Raw genomic sequence first — 14,153 nt, forward strand, 5'->3', positions numbered from 1 at the left:
CTGCCGTGTAGGCAGCTCAGAAAGGGATACTCCGCCGCGCCGAGGCCAGGGGCAAGATTACCCCCGTGTAGGCAGCCCAGAAATTATCCAGCCCCAAATCCAGCGCCGTTCTGGAGCTCCCTGCCATGAGCCAGTTCAGAAACGACGGTAGCAGCCGATAGGCTTGAGGCACCTGTTCACTGCTGACCCGACAACTCAGAAAGCCGTCAAACGCGGGGCCAAGGACGTACAAGCCTTCACTGCCGCATACACAGCTCAGAAAGACTCATAATCTTCAGACCGTAGTTTCAACTCATCACCTGCCGAATAGGCAGCGTAAAAATCGATACATCAGCCACACAAGCCGCCCGCCCGTACCCGGTAACCCACCGTGAAACAGGCTGGGCACATCCTTGCCTCACAGCTCCGGCACCGTCGTCCCCTGCCCAAACACCCCTGCCATCGCCTCAACCACCACCCTCACCCGCGCCGTATGCGCCAGATCCTGATGCAACACCAGCCACGCTTCATAAGGCGTGGCACGCCGGCGCTGCGGCCATAGCCGCGTCAACTGAGGATCGCGCGCCGCCAGATAGTCAGGTAGTTCACCCAAGGCCAACCCTGCCCGCACGAATGTAGCCAACATCAAGCTGGAGTCCAGCTCGGCCACCACCCGCCCCTGCTTGATGGGCACGCCCACCAGCGTCCCGTCCTGGCGCTCGGTCACCCCGGCCTGGTACAGGGCAATGTCGTGTCCGGCGAATTGGTCCTGTGGCTCTGGCGTGCCATAGCGTTCGAGATAGCCGCGAGTGGCATACAGCCCCACGTCCCAACTGGCCAGCCGCCGCACGATCAGATCCGGCTGCTCTGGACGCACAGTGCGCACGGCGATGTCGGCCTCCCGGCGCGCCAGATCCAGCAGTCGGGTGGTGGTGGTCAGGATCACGCGAATGTCGGGGTGGCTCGCGCGCAAGCGCTCGATCGCCGGGACCAGGAAATCGACGGCCAGCGCGTCGGTGGTGGTGACCCTCACCTCGCCCTCGGCGCGTGCATCGGCGCCCTCGCCTCGGCGCTCGAACGACACGGCCATGCGCTCCATGTCCTGCGCCTTGAGCAGCACATCGCGGCCGGTCACGGTCAGCGTCAGGCCGCTGTTGCTGCGCAGGAACAGCCGACTGCCGAGTGTGCGCTCCAGCCCGGCCAGGCGCCGGCTCACGGTGGTCTGGTCGATCCCCAACTGCTGCGCCGCGCCGGTCAGGGTGCTCGCACGGTGGACGGCTAAAAAGATACGTATGTCATCCCAGTTCATGATTGCCTGCTACGCACCTGCAAAAATGCAGCCAATGGCTGCGTTAGCGTGCATTTTCACATGAACCCAGCCTGCCTAGCATGTGCCGCTTCCACTCAACTCACTACGACAGCCAGCCTGTCACCCGGGAGCCTCATGCCTCGTCCCTCATTCATCCTCGTCGTCGCGATGCTCAGCGCCTTCGGCCTGATCGCCTCGGACGTCTACTTGCCCGCCATGCCCAGCATGACCCACGCCTTCGGCATCGCCGACTGGCAGATGCCGCAGACCGTGTCGTTCTACCTGCTGGCGCTGGCGGTATCGCAATTGGTGTACGGCCCACTCTCCGACCGCTATGGCCGCAAACCGGTATTGATGGGCGCCGGCCTGCTGTACCTGGTGGGCTCGCTGGGCTGTGCGGCGGCGGGCAGCTACTCGGAATTCCTGGCATGGCGCATGATCGAGGCGATGGGCGCCGCTGCCGGGCTGGTCATCGGCCGCGCGCTGATCGCCGATACCTGTGACAAGCGAACCTCGGCCAAGGTCTATGCGGTCGTCTACCCGCTGGTGTCACTCTCCCCCGCGCTGGCGCCGGTGATTGGCGGACACCTGGCCGCCCAGTTCGGCTGGCGCGCAGATTTTCTTTTCGTCGCGGGATTCGGGGCTGTTGCACTGCTCTTGGCCTTTATACGACTCCCTGAAACGCTACCGGCAGCCGCGCGTGTACGGACCAACCCCTTTAACGGTTTCAGCCAGGTACTACGCGACCGTGGCTTTCGCCGCTACACCCTGGTGGTCTGCGCGATCTACTGCGCGTGGTTCGTCTACCTCACGCAGTCACCCTTTCTGCTGACACGCGCTGGGCTGAGCGAAGAACAGATCGGCTGGATGTACCTGCCGCTGACAGCGGGCATCATCGGCGCGAATTGGCTGACGAAACGCGGGTTGGAATACTGGCCCTATGACCGGCTGGTGGCCGCCGGGGTGATCTGCTTCGTGCTTGGCGGTGTGGTCTTTCTGGGGGTTGCAGCGATGGACTGGCGAAGTGCGGCCGGGGTGGTGCTGCCGATGTGCCTGGTGAGCCTGGCCAATGGCTCATCATTGTCACTGTCCGTGTCGGGAGCCATCGCCGCAGAGCACGGCCATGCCGCCACCGCCTCTGGGCTGGTAGGTTTCTGTCAGATTGGCAGTGCCGCGCTGATGGCCATGGCGATCAGCGCAGTGTTCGGGACCAGCCTGGCTGTGCTGGCGGGGGCCGTTGCGATGTTCAGCCTGATCGCGCTTGGCGCGTGCCTAGGGGGCTGCTTGCATCATGGGCGCGACTGAGTGGTTCGCCACGCCTTACTCAACACCGCATACTGATAAGTATTCTCGTACACCGGCACCCCGTTATCGTCCTTCATGAACGACACGAACTCCATGAACAGCCCCTCCCGGCGCATGCCGAGCTTTTCGCAGAGTCGCTGGGACGGCAGGTTGGTGTCCTCAACGTAGGCATACAACCGTCGCAGGCCCCGTTCGTTGAACAAATAGTCCACCAACGCTACCGCCGCCTCGTGCGCGTAGCCCTGCCCGGCGAAGCGGGGATTGAAATTCCAGCCGATGGAAAACGTGTCCGGCTGGTCCTTTTCCGGGTGAGCGAAGACATCGCCGACCAACGCGCCGTCGTGCTTGAGACACACGGCAAAGTACTCGTTGTCGATACCGCGCTGCTTCGCTTCTTGCGCGGCGGCGGCCATGTCGGACAACGCCAGTGAGAAAAAGCAACTAGCGGTCGGTCGATGCAGGTAGTCGAACAGCGCGGCGGCATCACCCTCGCAGAAGCTACGCACGATCAGTCGGTCGGTTTCATACAAGGTTGCGGGGGTATTCACAGAAAACTCCTTAACGGCGGCTCAACGCCAGCCGGGCAGCGAATAGGATGAACAGCACGCCGGTGGTGCGATCCATCCATGAGACCACCGAGCCCTTGCGCAGCACACCGGACAACGAGCGGGTGGCGCCGATCAATGCCGCGGCCCAGAGCAGGCCGAGCACCACATGAATGGCTACCAGGCCAAAGGTCCAGGTGATCAGCGGTGCCCCCTGGGGGATGAACTGGGGCAAGAACGACACATAGAAGATGCCGATCTTCGGATTGAGCAGATTGCCGAGCATGCCCCTGAGGAACCAGTTCCGCGTGGGCCGTGCGTCCTGCTCGGCCGGGGCCAACGACTGTCGGGGGCGCAGCAGCATGTTCAGACCCAACCATGCCAGATAGGCCGCGCCGCAGTACTTGAGTATGTCGTAGGCCAGTTCCGACACGGCGATCAAGGCGCCGAGACCAAAGGCCACCGCCGCGCCCCAGATGAAGCAGCCGGCGTTGATACCCAGCGCGGCGCGCAACCCCTGCGCGCGGCCTTCGACGGCCGATGTTCTGAGGATCAGGGCCGTGTCCAGGCCTGGGGTGATGGTCAACACTGTGGCGGCGAGGGTAAAGGCAAGCAGGTTATCGGCGAGGATCATGGCGAGTCGGCCTTGTGGACAGTTGGCCTAGCGTAGCCTTTGGGAAGGGTTTTCCGTAGTCCGGGCGCGGGTAAATTTCAGTATTTTCTTCATCGCCTGTAGGCCATCTTTTGTCTAACGGAAAGTCGCGCTCGTCGGCGATCACAGGCCGCTGCCAGGCAGCGTCTGAAATGGCTGGCTCAAGCCGCCGCCGGCGCGTCGGCTACCTCATTGCTCTGGCTACGCAGCAGCAGCAACAAACTCCAGACCTTCACCACCTCGGCGACGAGGCTGAGGAAGAACACCAGCCATCCCGCCGTCTCGATCAGCGGATCGGGCCAGAACAGCGCAACCGGGATCGAGGGCACCAGAATCACCCGAAACGGCGCCTGCGCTAGCCCGAGATAAGCCGCCATGCGCGCGCCTTTCAGAAAGAGACAGCCGCTGATGAACACCGTCAGATAGACCGCCAAGCTGGCGAAGCCAATGGCGTAGGCGAGTTCCGCATGTTCTGACGCCAACGCCAGAATGCTGTGCAGGTCGGTCCAGAACGGGATGTCACCGCGACGCAGGCTGTCGACCACATAGACCAGGACGATGAGCATATCCATCGCCCCCCAGCCCAGCTGAGTGAACCGCTGAAATCGCTTGTCGGTCAGGCTCAAAGGTGCATCTCCTTTCGTGTCCATGAAGGCTGTCCGCGAAAGCGCGAACCGCCGTGCCGCTGCATTTAACGGCGACTCAGCGGTCAACGCATGAGGATCCGGGAGAGATAACCTGTGGGATGTATCTGTGTGTGTTGTCGGTATGCCCATGGTCACAAAAAGAAAGAGGATCCATCGCCCAGGTCCTATCAAGCGGCCGACGGTTGGCTGCGCGCCACCACGACCCGGTTGCGCCCGGCGCTCTTGGCTTGGTACAGCGCCATGTCCGCTTCATGCAGCCAGCCATCGGCACTGAGCTGGTGCGCGCCGTAGGCGGCGATGCCGATGCTCAGGCTCAGCCGCTGCTCCGGCAGGTCGGGATGCCGATAGCACTCCACCGCCTGGCGCAATCGTTCGAGGATTTCCTCGGCCTGGGCCAGGCCAGCGCCGGGCAACATCACGCAGAACTCGTCTCCGCCATAACGGGCCACCAGGTCGGTCTTGCGCAGTTGCGTAGGCAGCAGCGCGCTCAGGGTACGCAGGATGTCGTCGCCCATCAGGTGGCCATGGACGTCGTTGATCTGCTTGAAGTGATCGATGTCGATCAACGCCAGCACACTGGCCTGGTCGGCGCGGCGGCAGCGCTGGAACTCGCGCGTCAGCAGGTCTTTCCAGGCGCCGTGGTTGATCAGTCCGGTCAGGCTGTCGGTCTGGCTCAGGCGCGCCAGGGCGCGTTTGTGCTGGCCCAGTTGAACCGTGACCTGGTAACAGATCAGGCCGATGGCCATGGGGTAGATCAGCAGGATCGGCAGGCAGGCCAGCATCTGCGCCTGGGTGGTGGGCGGAAACAGTGGCGGCGCGTACAGCCACAGACCCAGCGCGATACCCAGCACCTGGGCGATGACGGTCTTGACCAGCATGTGCCAGCCACCGGCGGCGATCTTGTCCATGGCAATCATCGACAGAATGATCACGCTAGGCAGCGGGTTGAGCCCCATCGCCCCGGCCCAGCAGCCGCCGGCGAAGCCGTCGAACACCAGGTTGCGCTGCTCGGCGACGAAAGGCTGCCGGGAGCGTCGAGCGATCTGGTACGCCAGATGTGGCCAAACGAAGCCATGCAGCCCGAGCAGCGTCCAGACCCACCAGGCCGGATGCAGGGGCCACAGGCCCATAAGCACGCAGAAGAAACCCAGACCGGTGCCGATGGCACGTGGCGGGTACATGCGCTTAGCAAAAGAAAGGCCCTTGTCCGTTCGCTGGTTCATCGGGAATCACCGAAAAAAAACTGTCCTGGGTTGCACCGGACAGGCAACCAGGCTGGCGACAGGCCCTGGGGTTCGGCGTTTTGGCATTGTGCCACTACTGAAAAGGGGAGTTCAAACGGGTGGGGTCGAATCCTACGCATTTCATCAGCCTTCGGAAACTGAACCGTTTAACGTTCCCATCCCTCTGCGCGAACCTTACCCCGCCCCCGACGTCCGATCCTTCATCCGCTCCATGAAGAGATCCCTGCGTGAAAAACTACCTCGTGCGCAAATACCGCCTGGTGTTCAAGACCTTCAACTACATTGGCTGGTCGCTGCTGTGGCTGCTGCTCTGGGACATCCTGGTGACCCTGGACTTCATGCTGTTCCTCGACAGCAAGTTCAGCCTGCCGCTGATCCCGCTGACCCTGCTCGGCTCGGCACTGGTGGTGCTGGTGAGTTTTCGCAACAGCAGCGCCTACAACCGCTGGTGGGAAGCGCGAACGCTGTGGGGGGCGATGGTCAACAGTTCGCGCAGCTTCGCGCGGCAGGTGCTGACGCTGGTGGACGACACCGACGACGGGCTCAATCCGGTGAAAGCCACGCTGCTGCGCCGTCACGTGGCCTATGTGAACTGCCTGGCCGCGCACCTCAAGGGCGAGCCGTGCCCGGCCGAACTGATGGCGTTCATCCCGCAGCACGAATTCGAGCGACGCAATGGCTCGAACAATTTCGCCAACGACATCCTCGCAGGCTCCGCCGCCTTGCTCTCTCGCGAGTACAAGGCTGGGCGGCTGGACAGCATTCGCCTGGCACGGCTGGAGTCGACCCTGGTGGACCTGTCCAATGCCCAAGGTGGCATGGAGCGGATCGCCAATACCCCGCTGCCCTACCCCTACGTGTACTTCCCACGGCTGTTCATCACGCTGTTCTGCGTGATCGTGCCGATCGGTCTGGTGGAATCGCTGGAATGGTTCACGCCGCTGGCCTCGACCGTGGTCGGCTTCATGCTGCTGGCGATCGAACGCATCGGCACCGACCTGCAGAGCCCGTTCCGCCGCAGCGAGCACCAGATCACCATGGACACCATCTGCGAGACCATCGAGCGCAACCTGGAGTCGATGCAGCGCGAAGCGCAGTGCGGCGAGTGGGCGCCGTGACGAGCGTCTACGGCTCGCGCCAGTTTGCGGCTGAAGACCGGCAGGATCAGGCGCGTACGTAGCGCTGGCGCAGCATGTCGCTCAAGGCATCCACCAGCAACACCAGCACCAGCATGCCGATGATCACGGTGCTGGCCTGCGCCTCCTGGAACAGGCTGAGGGTGGTGTAGAGCATCTGCCCCAGCCCGCCCGCGCCGACGAAACCGAGCACGCTGGCCATGCGGATGTTGTTTTCCCAGCGGTACAGGCTGTAGGCGAGCCACTGCGGCCACAGGTTGGGCAAGGTGCCGAAGCAGAACGCCGCCACCTGCCCACCGCCCTGCAGGCGGATGGCCTGCGCAGGCTCGGGCGGTGCGTTTTCCAGCGCCTCGGCGAACAACCGGCCCAGCACCCCGGCCGTGTGCAACGCCAGGGCCAGGGTGCCGGCGTTCGGGCCAAGCCCGGCCGCCAGCACCGTCAAGGCCGCCCAGACCAGTTCCGGAATTGCCCGCAGCGCATTGAGCAGCAGCCGCGCTGCGCCTTGCAGCGGCCAGCCGAAGCGCCCCGCCGCCGGCAACGCCAGCAGCAACCCCAAGAGCATCGCCAGCAACGTACCCAGGCCGGACATGGCCAGGGTTTCCAGTGCGCCATGGCCCACCGCGCGCAAGTGCTCGGTCGAGAGGTCAGGGCTGAGGAAGCGCGCCGCATAGTCAGCCATCTGCGCCGAGCCGCCGTTGCCCAGCACCGAGGCCAGGTCCAGTTGCAGGTAGGCGAACGACGCCACCACGGCGGCCAGCAGTGCCAGCAGCACCAGCCAATTGATCACCCGCTTCACGCCAGCCTCCCGCGCAGCAGGCGGCTCAGGCCATCAGCCAGGGTCACCAACAGCAGGAACGCCAGCAGCATGCTCGCCACCTCGGCGCCGGCGAACATGCGCATCGACAGGTCGATCTGCTGACCGAGCCCGCCAGCGCCGACGAAGCCCATCACCACCGACGCGCGCACCGCACACTCCCAACGGTAGACGCTGTAGGACACCACCTCGGCCGCCGCCAGCGGCAGGATGCCGTAGGCGAAGGCCGCCAATCGCCCGCTGCCACCCTGCATCAGGGCATGCGCCGGACGCTGGTCGACCGACTCGAAGATCTCGGCATAGACCTTGCCGAGCATGCCGCTGTAGGTGATGGCGATGGCCAGCACCCCCGCCGTCGGTCCCAACCCGACCGCCCTGACAAACAGCAGCGCCCAGACGATTTCCGGCACGCTGCGCAGGAACACCAACAGCCCGCGCACCGGTAAGCGCGCCAGTTGCGACCATGGCCCCGGCCGGCCACCGCGCGATGCGGCACGCAACGACAGCGCGCGACTGGCGAGCAGGCTGGCGGGCACGGCCAACAGCAACGCCAGGGCCATCCCGGCCGTGGCCACGGCCAGCGTCTGCACCGTCGCCTCCAGCAGCAAGGCGAGGAAATCGCGATCATGGGCCGGTGGCCAGAACGCGCCGAGAAAGCTGGCCATCTGCTGCCGGTTCTCGGCCTGCAGCAGCACCCCGGGGTTCAGCTCGCTCAGTCGCACGCCCGGCCACAGCACCGCCAGGCACACCACGGCCAGCAGCAGACGCGGCCAGGCCGCCGGATCGCGGGCATCGGCCTTCAGCATCGTGGCATCTGCACCGTCAGGGTCGGCGCTACGGTCACTGGCGCCGGCAGGTGCTCGTTGGCATAGAGCTCGTCGAGCATGCTCTGCGCGACCGCCGCTGCCGCACAATCGAACGCCACCTGGCCGTCACGAATGCCGATGATGCGCGGGAAATGCGCCAGCGCCAGGTCCACCGCGTGCAGGCTGGCGACCAGGGTCACGCCCCGCTCGCGTGCATGGCGGTTGAGCAGGCCCAAACTATGCTCGGCCAGTACCGGGTCCATCGCCGAGACCGGCTCGTCGGCCAGCAGCACCTCAGCCTGTTGGTACAACGCGCGGGCGATGCCGACGCGCTGCAACTGACCACCGGACAACTGCCCGCACTGGACGAACACCTTGTCGGCCAGCCCCAGCTCGGCCAGCACTTGGCGGGCGCCGGGTACATCGGTGGGGTGCAGCAGGTTGAGCAACCCGCGCAGGGTGCCCCACTGCCCCAAACGTCCGGCCAGCACGGCGGTGACCACCCGTTGGCGCGGCGGCAAGGGCGGCGCCTGGTGCACCAGCGCAACCCGCGTGCGCAAACGCTGGCGAGCGCGGGCCGACAGTGCCCAGGGCTGTTCGCCGAGCAGGTGCAGGCGCCCGCTGCTCGGCTGCACGGCGGTGGCCAACAGGTGCAGCAAGCTGGACTTGCCCGCGCCGGACGGGCCGATCACCGCCACCCGCTCGCCGGCGTCGATACGCAGGTTGACGTGGTCCAGGGCGCGAACCTGGCCGTGGCGCAGCCCCGCGCCCTGCAGTTCGATACTCACTTGAGCAAGCCGGCCTCACGGGCAGCCTGCTCGGTGCCGACGTAGTTCTCCGGCTGGGTTTCGATGAAGCGGCTGGCCGCCTGCAGATCGAGGATCGCCTTCTGCTCAGGCTTGGCGGGATCCAGGGCGAGGAAGGCTTGCTTGATCTTCTCCTTGAGCGCCGGGTCCATGCTGCCGCGCACCGTCCAGTTGTAGTCGTAGTAGGTCGGCGTGGTCGCAAAGACGCGCACCTTGGTGGTATCGACCTTGCCGGCATCGACCAGCTTCTGCCAGACGCTGGCGTTGAGCACGCCGGCATCGACCTTGCCGGCCTGCACCCAGGCGACGGTGGCGTCGTGGGCACCGGAGTAGGCGACCCGGCTGAAGTAGCTTTCCGGCTTGATGTTGTCCTGCTTGAGCATGAAGTAGCGTGGCATCAAGCTGCCGGACGTCGAAGAGATCGAGCCGAAGGCGAAGGTCTTGCCCTTCAGATCGGCCAGGCTCTTGACCTCGGGGTTGGCGGTGATGAACTTGCTGGTGAACTGGGCATCCTGCTCGCGCTGTACCAGCGGCGTAGCGGTGGGATCTTTCAGGTGCACCTGAACGAAGGTGAAGCCGCCCAGCCAGGCCAGGTCGAGGCGGTCGCTGGCCAGCGACTCGACCACCGCCGGATAATCGGCCACCGGCACGAACTGCACCTTCATGCCCAGTTGCTGCTCAAGGTACTCGCCCAGCGGCTTGAACTTGCGCAGCAACTCGGTCGGCGCTTCATCGGGAATGGCGCTGACGCGCAAGGTCTCGGCAGCCTGAGCCACCACGGCACAACAAGACAGGACGAAACCGGCGGCCAGCGCCAGGGGACGTTTCAGCACGGGAGGGGTCTCCTTTGGAGACAGCTGCGAGCGGTGAGCTGCAAGCTGCAAATGAACGCGGATCGCGGTTGGGTGTAGGTGGGCATTCTAGCCGCAAGCACGCACGACTGCTTCATCTTGCCGCTCGAAGCTTGAAGCTCGAAGCTGCTCTATTGCTACACTCGCGCATTCATTCGATTGCGAGGTGCCCATGAGCGAGCCGATTCGCCTGACCCAGTACAGCCACGGCGCAGGTTGTGGCTGCAAGATCTCTCCCAAGGTGCTCGACGTCATTCTGGCCGACAGCGGCAGCCAGGCGCTGGACCCCAAGCTGTGGGTCGGCAACGCTTCGCGTGACGACGCCGCCGTGTATGCGCTGGACGACGAGCGTGGCGTGGTCTCGACCACCGACTTCTTCATGCCCATCGTCGACGACCCCTACGATTTCGGCCGCATCGCGGCCACCAACGCCATCAGCGACATCTACGCCATGGGCGGCGATCCGCTGATGGCGATCGCCATTCTCGGTTGGCCGATCAACGTGCTGCCGCCTGAGGTCGCCCGCGAAGTGATCCGGGGTGGTCGCGCGGTGTGCGCCGAGGCCGGTATTCCGCTGGCCGGCGGGCACTCGATCGACGCGCCCGAGCCGATCTTCGGCCTGGCGGTGACCGGTGTGGTCGGCAAGCGCCAGCTCAAGCGCAACGACACCGCCACCGCAGGCTGCACGCTGTACCTCACCAAGCCGCTGGGCATCGGCATCCTCACCACCGCCGAGAAAAAGGCCAAGCTGCGTGTCCAGGACCAGGGCCTGGCGCGCGACTGGATGTGCACCTTGAACACCCCCGGCAGCCGCTTCGGCAAGCTCGACGGGGTCAAAGCCATGACCGACGTCACCGGCTTCGGCCTGCTTGGTCACCTGGTCGAAGTGGCCGAAGGCAGCGGCCTCACCGCGCGTCTGCAATTCGACGCCGTGCCGCGCCTGCCGGGTGTCGAGCACTACCTGGCCGAGGGCTGCATTCCCGGCGGCACGCTGCGCAACCACGAGAGCTACGGTCACAAGATCGCCGCCTTGACCGATGAACAGAAACACCTGCTGTGCGACCCGCAGACCAGCGGCGGCCTGCTGGTAGCCGTCAGCCCCGAGGGCCAGGCGCAGTTCCTCGCGGTGGCCGCCGAACTGGGCCTGGACCTGGCGCCGATCGGCACCCTGGTCGAGCGACAGACCTACGCAGTCGAGGTGATCTGATGCGCCCCGACTGCACCGACTTCCACCCGCTGTTCCTCGATGACGTGCCGATGATGGACATGCGTGCGCCCATCGAGTTTGCCAAAGGCGCCTTCCCCGGCGTGGTCAACCTGCCGCTGATGAACGACGCGGAGCGGCACAAGGTCGGCACCTGCTTCAAGCAGCAGGGCCAGGGCGCGGCCATCGCCCTGGGCCATCAATTGGTCAATGGCGCAGTCAAGCAGGCGCGCCTGGAGGCCTGGGCGGCCTTTGCCAGCGCCAACCCGCAGGGCTACCTGTACTGCTTTCGCGGCGGCCTGCGCTCGCAGATCGTCCAAGGCTGGCTGAGAGAGGCCGGTATCGACTACCCGCGCATCAGCGGCGGCTACAAGGCCCTGCGCAACTATCTGCTGGATACCACGGCACAGGCGGTGGCGCAGTGCGACTTCGTGCTCATGGGCGGGCTCACCGGCACAGGCAAGACCGACGTCCTGCTGCAACTGGATAACGCGCTGGACCTGGAAGGCCACGCCAACCATCGCGGCTCCAGCTTCGGCAAACGCGCCACCGCGCAGCCAGCGCAGATCGACTTCGAAAACCAGTTGGCGATCGACGTGCTGAAGAAACGGGCGCGTGGCGTGCAGCAATTCGTGCTCGAAGACGAGGGGCGCATCGTCGGCAGTTGCGCGGTGCCGCTGCCGCTCTACCAGGGCATGCAGCGCTATCCGCTGGTGTGGCTGGAGGATAGCTTCGCCCAGCGTGTCGAGCGGATCCTGCGCGATTACGTGATCAACCTGTGCGCCGAGTTCGTCGCCTTGCACGGCGAGGATGAGGGTCGCCAGTTGTTCGCTGAACGTCTGCGCCACAGCCTGGGCAACATTCGCAAGCGCCTGGGCGGCGAACGTCTCCAGCGCCTGCAGGCGCTGCTGGACCAGGCCTTGGACGAACAGTTGCGCAGCGGTGAGGTGGACCTGCACCGGGGCTGGATCGAAGGCTTGCTAAAGGAGTATTACGACCCGATGTACGCCTATCAGCGCGAGGCCAAGGCGCACCGCATCGAGTTCGCGGGCGATGGCGTGGAGGTGCGCGAGTATCTCAAGGCACGGGCGCAGCGCGAGCGGCCACCGGCACGCTGACAGCGTCTCGGCGCCGCGACCGCAGACGTCCCGGCGCCACGCCTCGAAGCATTACTGCTCCGGCTTGAGCAGACGCTCCAGCTCCGCCGCACGCTCCTGGGTCATGTCCATCACGCAGATGCCTTGCTCGACGCTGGCCATGCTGCCGCCGCTCAGTTGCGCGTGGAAGCCGCAGTTCTTGTCGCGAAAGGCGATCCAGTCGCGCTGCACCTCACGCAGGCGCTTGACCTGAGCGATCTCCAGCTTGCGGATCAACTGCTTGTAGGCGGTGTTCAGGCGTTGGTCCTGCACGCGGGTTTCGTCGGCGACGCAGACAGTCATCGCCAAGGTGCTGGCGGCCTTGTCCATGCACTGGACATAGCTCGGGGAATTGTCGTCGGCCTGGGCCGATGTGGCGAAAGCCAGCGCGGCATACAGCGTGGCAAAAGCATAGCGAGTCATCGAAGCGGGTCCGTTGCGTGAAGAGGATGCTGAGCCTAGCAGTGTCAGAGACTTTGCGCAGGCTCCGGCGGCATCAGCACCTGATCCACCTCGAAGCGCAGCGACGGCAGTTGTGTGGCGACATACAGCGTAAGCGCCAGGGCCGCAATCACCACCACGTCCAGCCAGTTCCAGCCCGGCACCTCATCGGCGCGGCGGGCCTTGAAGCACCACCAAAGCTGGCCGGCGCAGAACACCAGCATCGACCCCAGCCACAGGTAGAACCCGAGGCCGAAACCGGTGATGTCGTGGAAAGCGTAGCTGCGGTTGTCCGGCAGACGCTCGATGGTCAAGCTGCCGATTGCCAGGTACAGCGCCGCAGCGCCGACCAGCAACGCCAAACGCCGAAAGCGCCGATGGGCGAGCACCGCCAGCGCCAGCAACGGGTTGGCGAACCAGGCGTACACACCGAAGGCCACGCCCCAGGGGCCGTAGAGCAGCATCTGCAAGGCCGGCATCTGGCGCCCGACATCCATCAGCGCGCCGTCGAAGAACAGACTGGAGAGGTACAGCAACAGGCTGAGACTGAGGTAATAAGCGGGCAACCGGACACTCCACGGGCTTGAAAGCGAACGCCGACCTTACCGCACCCACGCCTCAGGCGACAGGCGGTTCCAGCAGCAGGCCGTAGAGGCCCGAGTCGGACAGCTCTCCAGCCACGCACCAACGCGCACGCAAGGTGCCTTCCAGCACGAAGCCCTGACGCTCCAGGGTGCGCGCCGAGCCTTGGTTGCGCGGGTCGATCTCCGCTTCCAGACGGCGCATGTGCAGGGTGTGGGCCAGGTAGTCGATGAAGCAGGTCAGCGCCTCGTCCATGTAGCCCCGGCCCTGCACGGCGCGGGCCAGGCAGTAGCCGATCTCGCCCCGGCGCGAATCGTGATCGATGTTGAACATCTGCACCATGCCGATCAGCTCGCCGTTGTCGCGCCGGTACATGCCCAGCTTGAGCAGCGTGCCCGCCGCATAGGCTTCGCGGTCGGCGGCCAGGGCGCTTTCGGCCTCGGCCAGTTCGGTCCAGGGCGCGTGATACCAGTAACGCATCACCTCGGGGTCGGCCATGATCGTCAACCAGCGCGCCGCATCGGCGTGGCGCATGGGCCGCAACTGCAAGCGCGGACTGTCCAGGCACAGGTCACTGGGGAAACTGCGGAGGTGGATCACGCCGAACTCCTGTCCAAAGCTGGGAAGATGACAGTCTAGCGTCAGTGGCGTGATGAAAGTAAGTCGATGTAACCGTGGGCGCGGCCTCCTCGTTGA

At 65.1% G+C, this 14,153-nt stretch carries 16 protein-coding genes and 1 CRISPR repeat array (1 of these 17 only partly in view); of the genes, 4 read left to right on the plus strand and 12 right to left on the minus strand.

Translation table 11 applies throughout. From position 1 onward, the window contains the following. Positions 1 to 83: a CRISPR direct-repeat array (repeat unit 28 nt) (it extends 366 nt beyond the left edge of the window). A 314-nt stretch (positions 84 to 397) separates the two neighbouring features. Further along, on the minus strand, positions 398 to 1,288 hold the full coding sequence (locus GKC70_RS19740; protein ID WP_342649658.1) for a LysR family transcriptional regulator: 891 nt from the start codon (positions 1,286 to 1,288) through the stop codon (positions 398 to 400). Between the two features lie 135 nt (positions 1,289 to 1,423). Between GKC70_RS19740 and GKC70_RS19745 the strand changes: the two genes are divergently transcribed. Continuing rightward, entirely contained in the window at positions 1,424 to 2,593 is a 1,170-nt protein-coding gene (locus GKC70_RS19745) for a multidrug effflux MFS transporter (RefSeq protein WP_342649659.1), read from the plus strand. On the opposite strand, the gene GKC70_RS19750 is transcribed toward GKC70_RS19745, so the two are convergent. The 4 genes from GKC70_RS19750 to GKC70_RS19765 form a co-directional block, all read right to left on the minus strand. Next, positions 2,578 to 3,141, minus strand: coding sequence for a GNAT family protein (locus GKC70_RS19750; protein WP_342649660.1), 564 nt, complete (start codon positions 3,139 to 3,141; stop codon positions 2,578 to 2,580). The genes GKC70_RS19745 and GKC70_RS19750 overlap by 16 nt on opposite strands. Positions 3,142 to 3,151: 10 nt before the next feature. Continuing rightward, positions 3,152 to 3,772 carry a LysE family translocator gene (locus GKC70_RS19755; RefSeq protein ID WP_342649661.1) on the minus strand — a complete coding sequence of 207 codons (621 nt, stop codon included), beginning with the start codon at positions 3,770 to 3,772 and terminating at the stop codon, positions 3,152 to 3,154. A 179-nt stretch (positions 3,773 to 3,951) separates the two neighbouring features. After that, positions 3,952 to 4,416, minus strand: coding sequence for a hypothetical protein (locus GKC70_RS19760; protein ID WP_317870711.1), 465 nt, complete (start codon positions 4,414 to 4,416; stop codon positions 3,952 to 3,954). 188 nt (positions 4,417 to 4,604) lie between these two features. Then, positions 4,605 to 5,660, minus strand: coding sequence for a diguanylate cyclase (locus GKC70_RS19765; protein WP_342649662.1), 1,056 nt, complete (start codon positions 5,658 to 5,660; stop codon positions 4,605 to 4,607). Between the two features lie 248 nt (positions 5,661 to 5,908). Between GKC70_RS19765 and GKC70_RS19770 the strand changes: the two genes are divergently transcribed. After that, positions 5,909 to 6,799, plus strand: a complete 891-nt coding sequence (locus tag GKC70_RS19770; RefSeq protein WP_039575412.1) for a bestrophin family ion channel — start codon at positions 5,909 to 5,911, stop codon at positions 6,797 to 6,799. 46 nt (positions 6,800 to 6,845) lie between these two features. Here the strand turns inward: GKC70_RS19770 and phnE are convergent, their stop codons facing one another. The 4 genes from phnE to GKC70_RS19790 are packed head-to-tail and all read right to left on the minus strand — an operon-like array spanning position 6,846 to position 10,076. After that, on the minus strand, positions 6,846 to 7,613 hold the full coding sequence (phnE, locus tag GKC70_RS19775) for a phosphonate ABC transporter, permease protein PhnE (protein WP_342649663.1): 768 nt from the start codon (positions 7,611 to 7,613) through the stop codon (positions 6,846 to 6,848). Next, the gene (locus GKC70_RS19780; RefSeq protein ID WP_342649664.1) at positions 7,610 to 8,437 is read right to left on the minus strand and encodes an ABC transporter permease; all 828 of its coding nucleotides are present in this window, start codon (positions 8,435 to 8,437) and stop codon (positions 7,610 to 7,612) included. The genes phnE and GKC70_RS19780 overlap by 4 nt, the downstream gene beginning before the upstream one ends. Then, positions 8,431 to 9,225: an ATP-binding cassette domain-containing protein gene (locus GKC70_RS19785; protein WP_342649665.1), complete on the minus strand. Its 795-nt coding sequence runs from the start codon at positions 9,223 to 9,225 to the stop codon at positions 8,431 to 8,433. The genes GKC70_RS19780 and GKC70_RS19785 overlap by 7 nt, the downstream gene beginning before the upstream one ends. Further along, positions 9,222 to 10,076, minus strand: coding sequence for a putative selenate ABC transporter substrate-binding protein (locus GKC70_RS19790; RefSeq protein ID WP_342649666.1), 855 nt, complete (start codon positions 10,074 to 10,076; stop codon positions 9,222 to 9,224). Before GKC70_RS19790 ends, GKC70_RS19785 begins: the two co-directional genes overlap by 4 nt. Positions 10,077 to 10,266: 190 nt before the next feature. Between GKC70_RS19790 and selD the strand changes: the two genes are divergently transcribed. Together selD and mnmH are read left to right on the plus strand one after the other, a co-directional pair. Further along, positions 10,267 to 11,301: a selenide, water dikinase SelD gene (gene selD, locus GKC70_RS19795; protein ID WP_029613065.1), complete on the plus strand. Its 1,035-nt coding sequence runs from the start codon at positions 10,267 to 10,269 to the stop codon at positions 11,299 to 11,301. Beyond that, complete coding sequence (gene mnmH, locus GKC70_RS19800; protein ID WP_342649667.1) at positions 11,301 to 12,416, plus strand: tRNA 2-selenouridine(34) synthase MnmH; 1,116 nt, start codon at positions 11,301 to 11,303, stop codon at positions 12,414 to 12,416. The genes selD and mnmH overlap by 1 nt, the downstream gene beginning before the upstream one ends. A gap of 51 nt (positions 12,417 to 12,467) precedes the next feature. Here mnmH and GKC70_RS19805 read toward each other — a convergent pair whose 3' ends face one another. The 3 genes from GKC70_RS19805 to GKC70_RS19815 are packed head-to-tail and all read right to left on the minus strand — an operon-like array spanning position 12,468 to position 14,057. Next, positions 12,468 to 12,857, minus strand: coding sequence for a lysozyme inhibitor LprI family protein (locus GKC70_RS19805; protein ID WP_342649668.1), 390 nt, complete (start codon positions 12,855 to 12,857; stop codon positions 12,468 to 12,470). A gap of 44 nt (positions 12,858 to 12,901) precedes the next feature. Continuing rightward, on the minus strand, positions 12,902 to 13,441 hold the full coding sequence (locus GKC70_RS19810; protein ID WP_342649669.1) for a hypothetical protein: 540 nt from the start codon (positions 13,439 to 13,441) through the stop codon (positions 12,902 to 12,904). Between the two features lie 52 nt (positions 13,442 to 13,493). Further along, a complete protein-coding gene (locus GKC70_RS19815) occupies positions 13,494 to 14,057 on the minus strand; it encodes a GNAT family N-acetyltransferase (RefSeq protein WP_052191960.1) in 564 nt (187 codons plus the stop codon). Positions 14,058 to 14,153 lie beyond the last annotated feature (96 nt).

The sequence above is a fragment of the Pseudomonas sp. REB1044 genome (assembly GCF_038813925.1).
In the GTDB taxonomy this organism is placed as follows: domain Bacteria; phylum Pseudomonadota; class Gammaproteobacteria; order Pseudomonadales; family Pseudomonadaceae; genus Aquipseudomonas; species Aquipseudomonas boreofloridensis.

Bases quoted from the DNA above. Each gene is read 5' to 3' on its own strand.
- GKC70_RS19765 (WP_342649662.1), bottom strand. From the start codon at position 5,660: ATGAACCAGCGAACGGACAAGGGCCTTTCTTTTGCTAAGCGCATGTAC.
- selD (WP_029613065.1), top strand. From the start codon at position 10,267: ATGAGCGAGCCGATTCGCCTGACCCAGTACAGCCACGGCGCAGGTTGT.
- GKC70_RS19780 (WP_342649664.1), bottom strand. From the start codon at position 8,437: ATGCTGAAGGCCGATGCCCGCGATCCGGCGGCCTGGCCGCGTCTGCTG.
- mnmH (WP_342649667.1), top strand. From the start codon at position 11,301: ATGCGCCCCGACTGCACCGACTTCCACCCGCTGTTCCTCGATGACGTG.
- GKC70_RS19745 (WP_342649659.1), top strand. From the start codon at position 1,424: ATGCCTCGTCCCTCATTCATCCTCGTCGTCGCGATGCTCAGCGCCTTC.
- GKC70_RS19755 (WP_342649661.1), bottom strand. From the start codon at position 3,772: ATGATCCTCGCCGATAACCTGCTTGCCTTTACCCTCGCCGCCACAGTG.
- GKC70_RS19740 (WP_342649658.1), bottom strand. From the start codon at position 1,288: ATGAACTGGGATGACATACGTATCTTTTTAGCCGTCCACCGTGCGAGC.
- GKC70_RS19805 (WP_342649668.1), bottom strand. From the start codon at position 12,857: ATGACTCGCTATGCTTTTGCCACGCTGTATGCCGCGCTGGCTTTCGCC.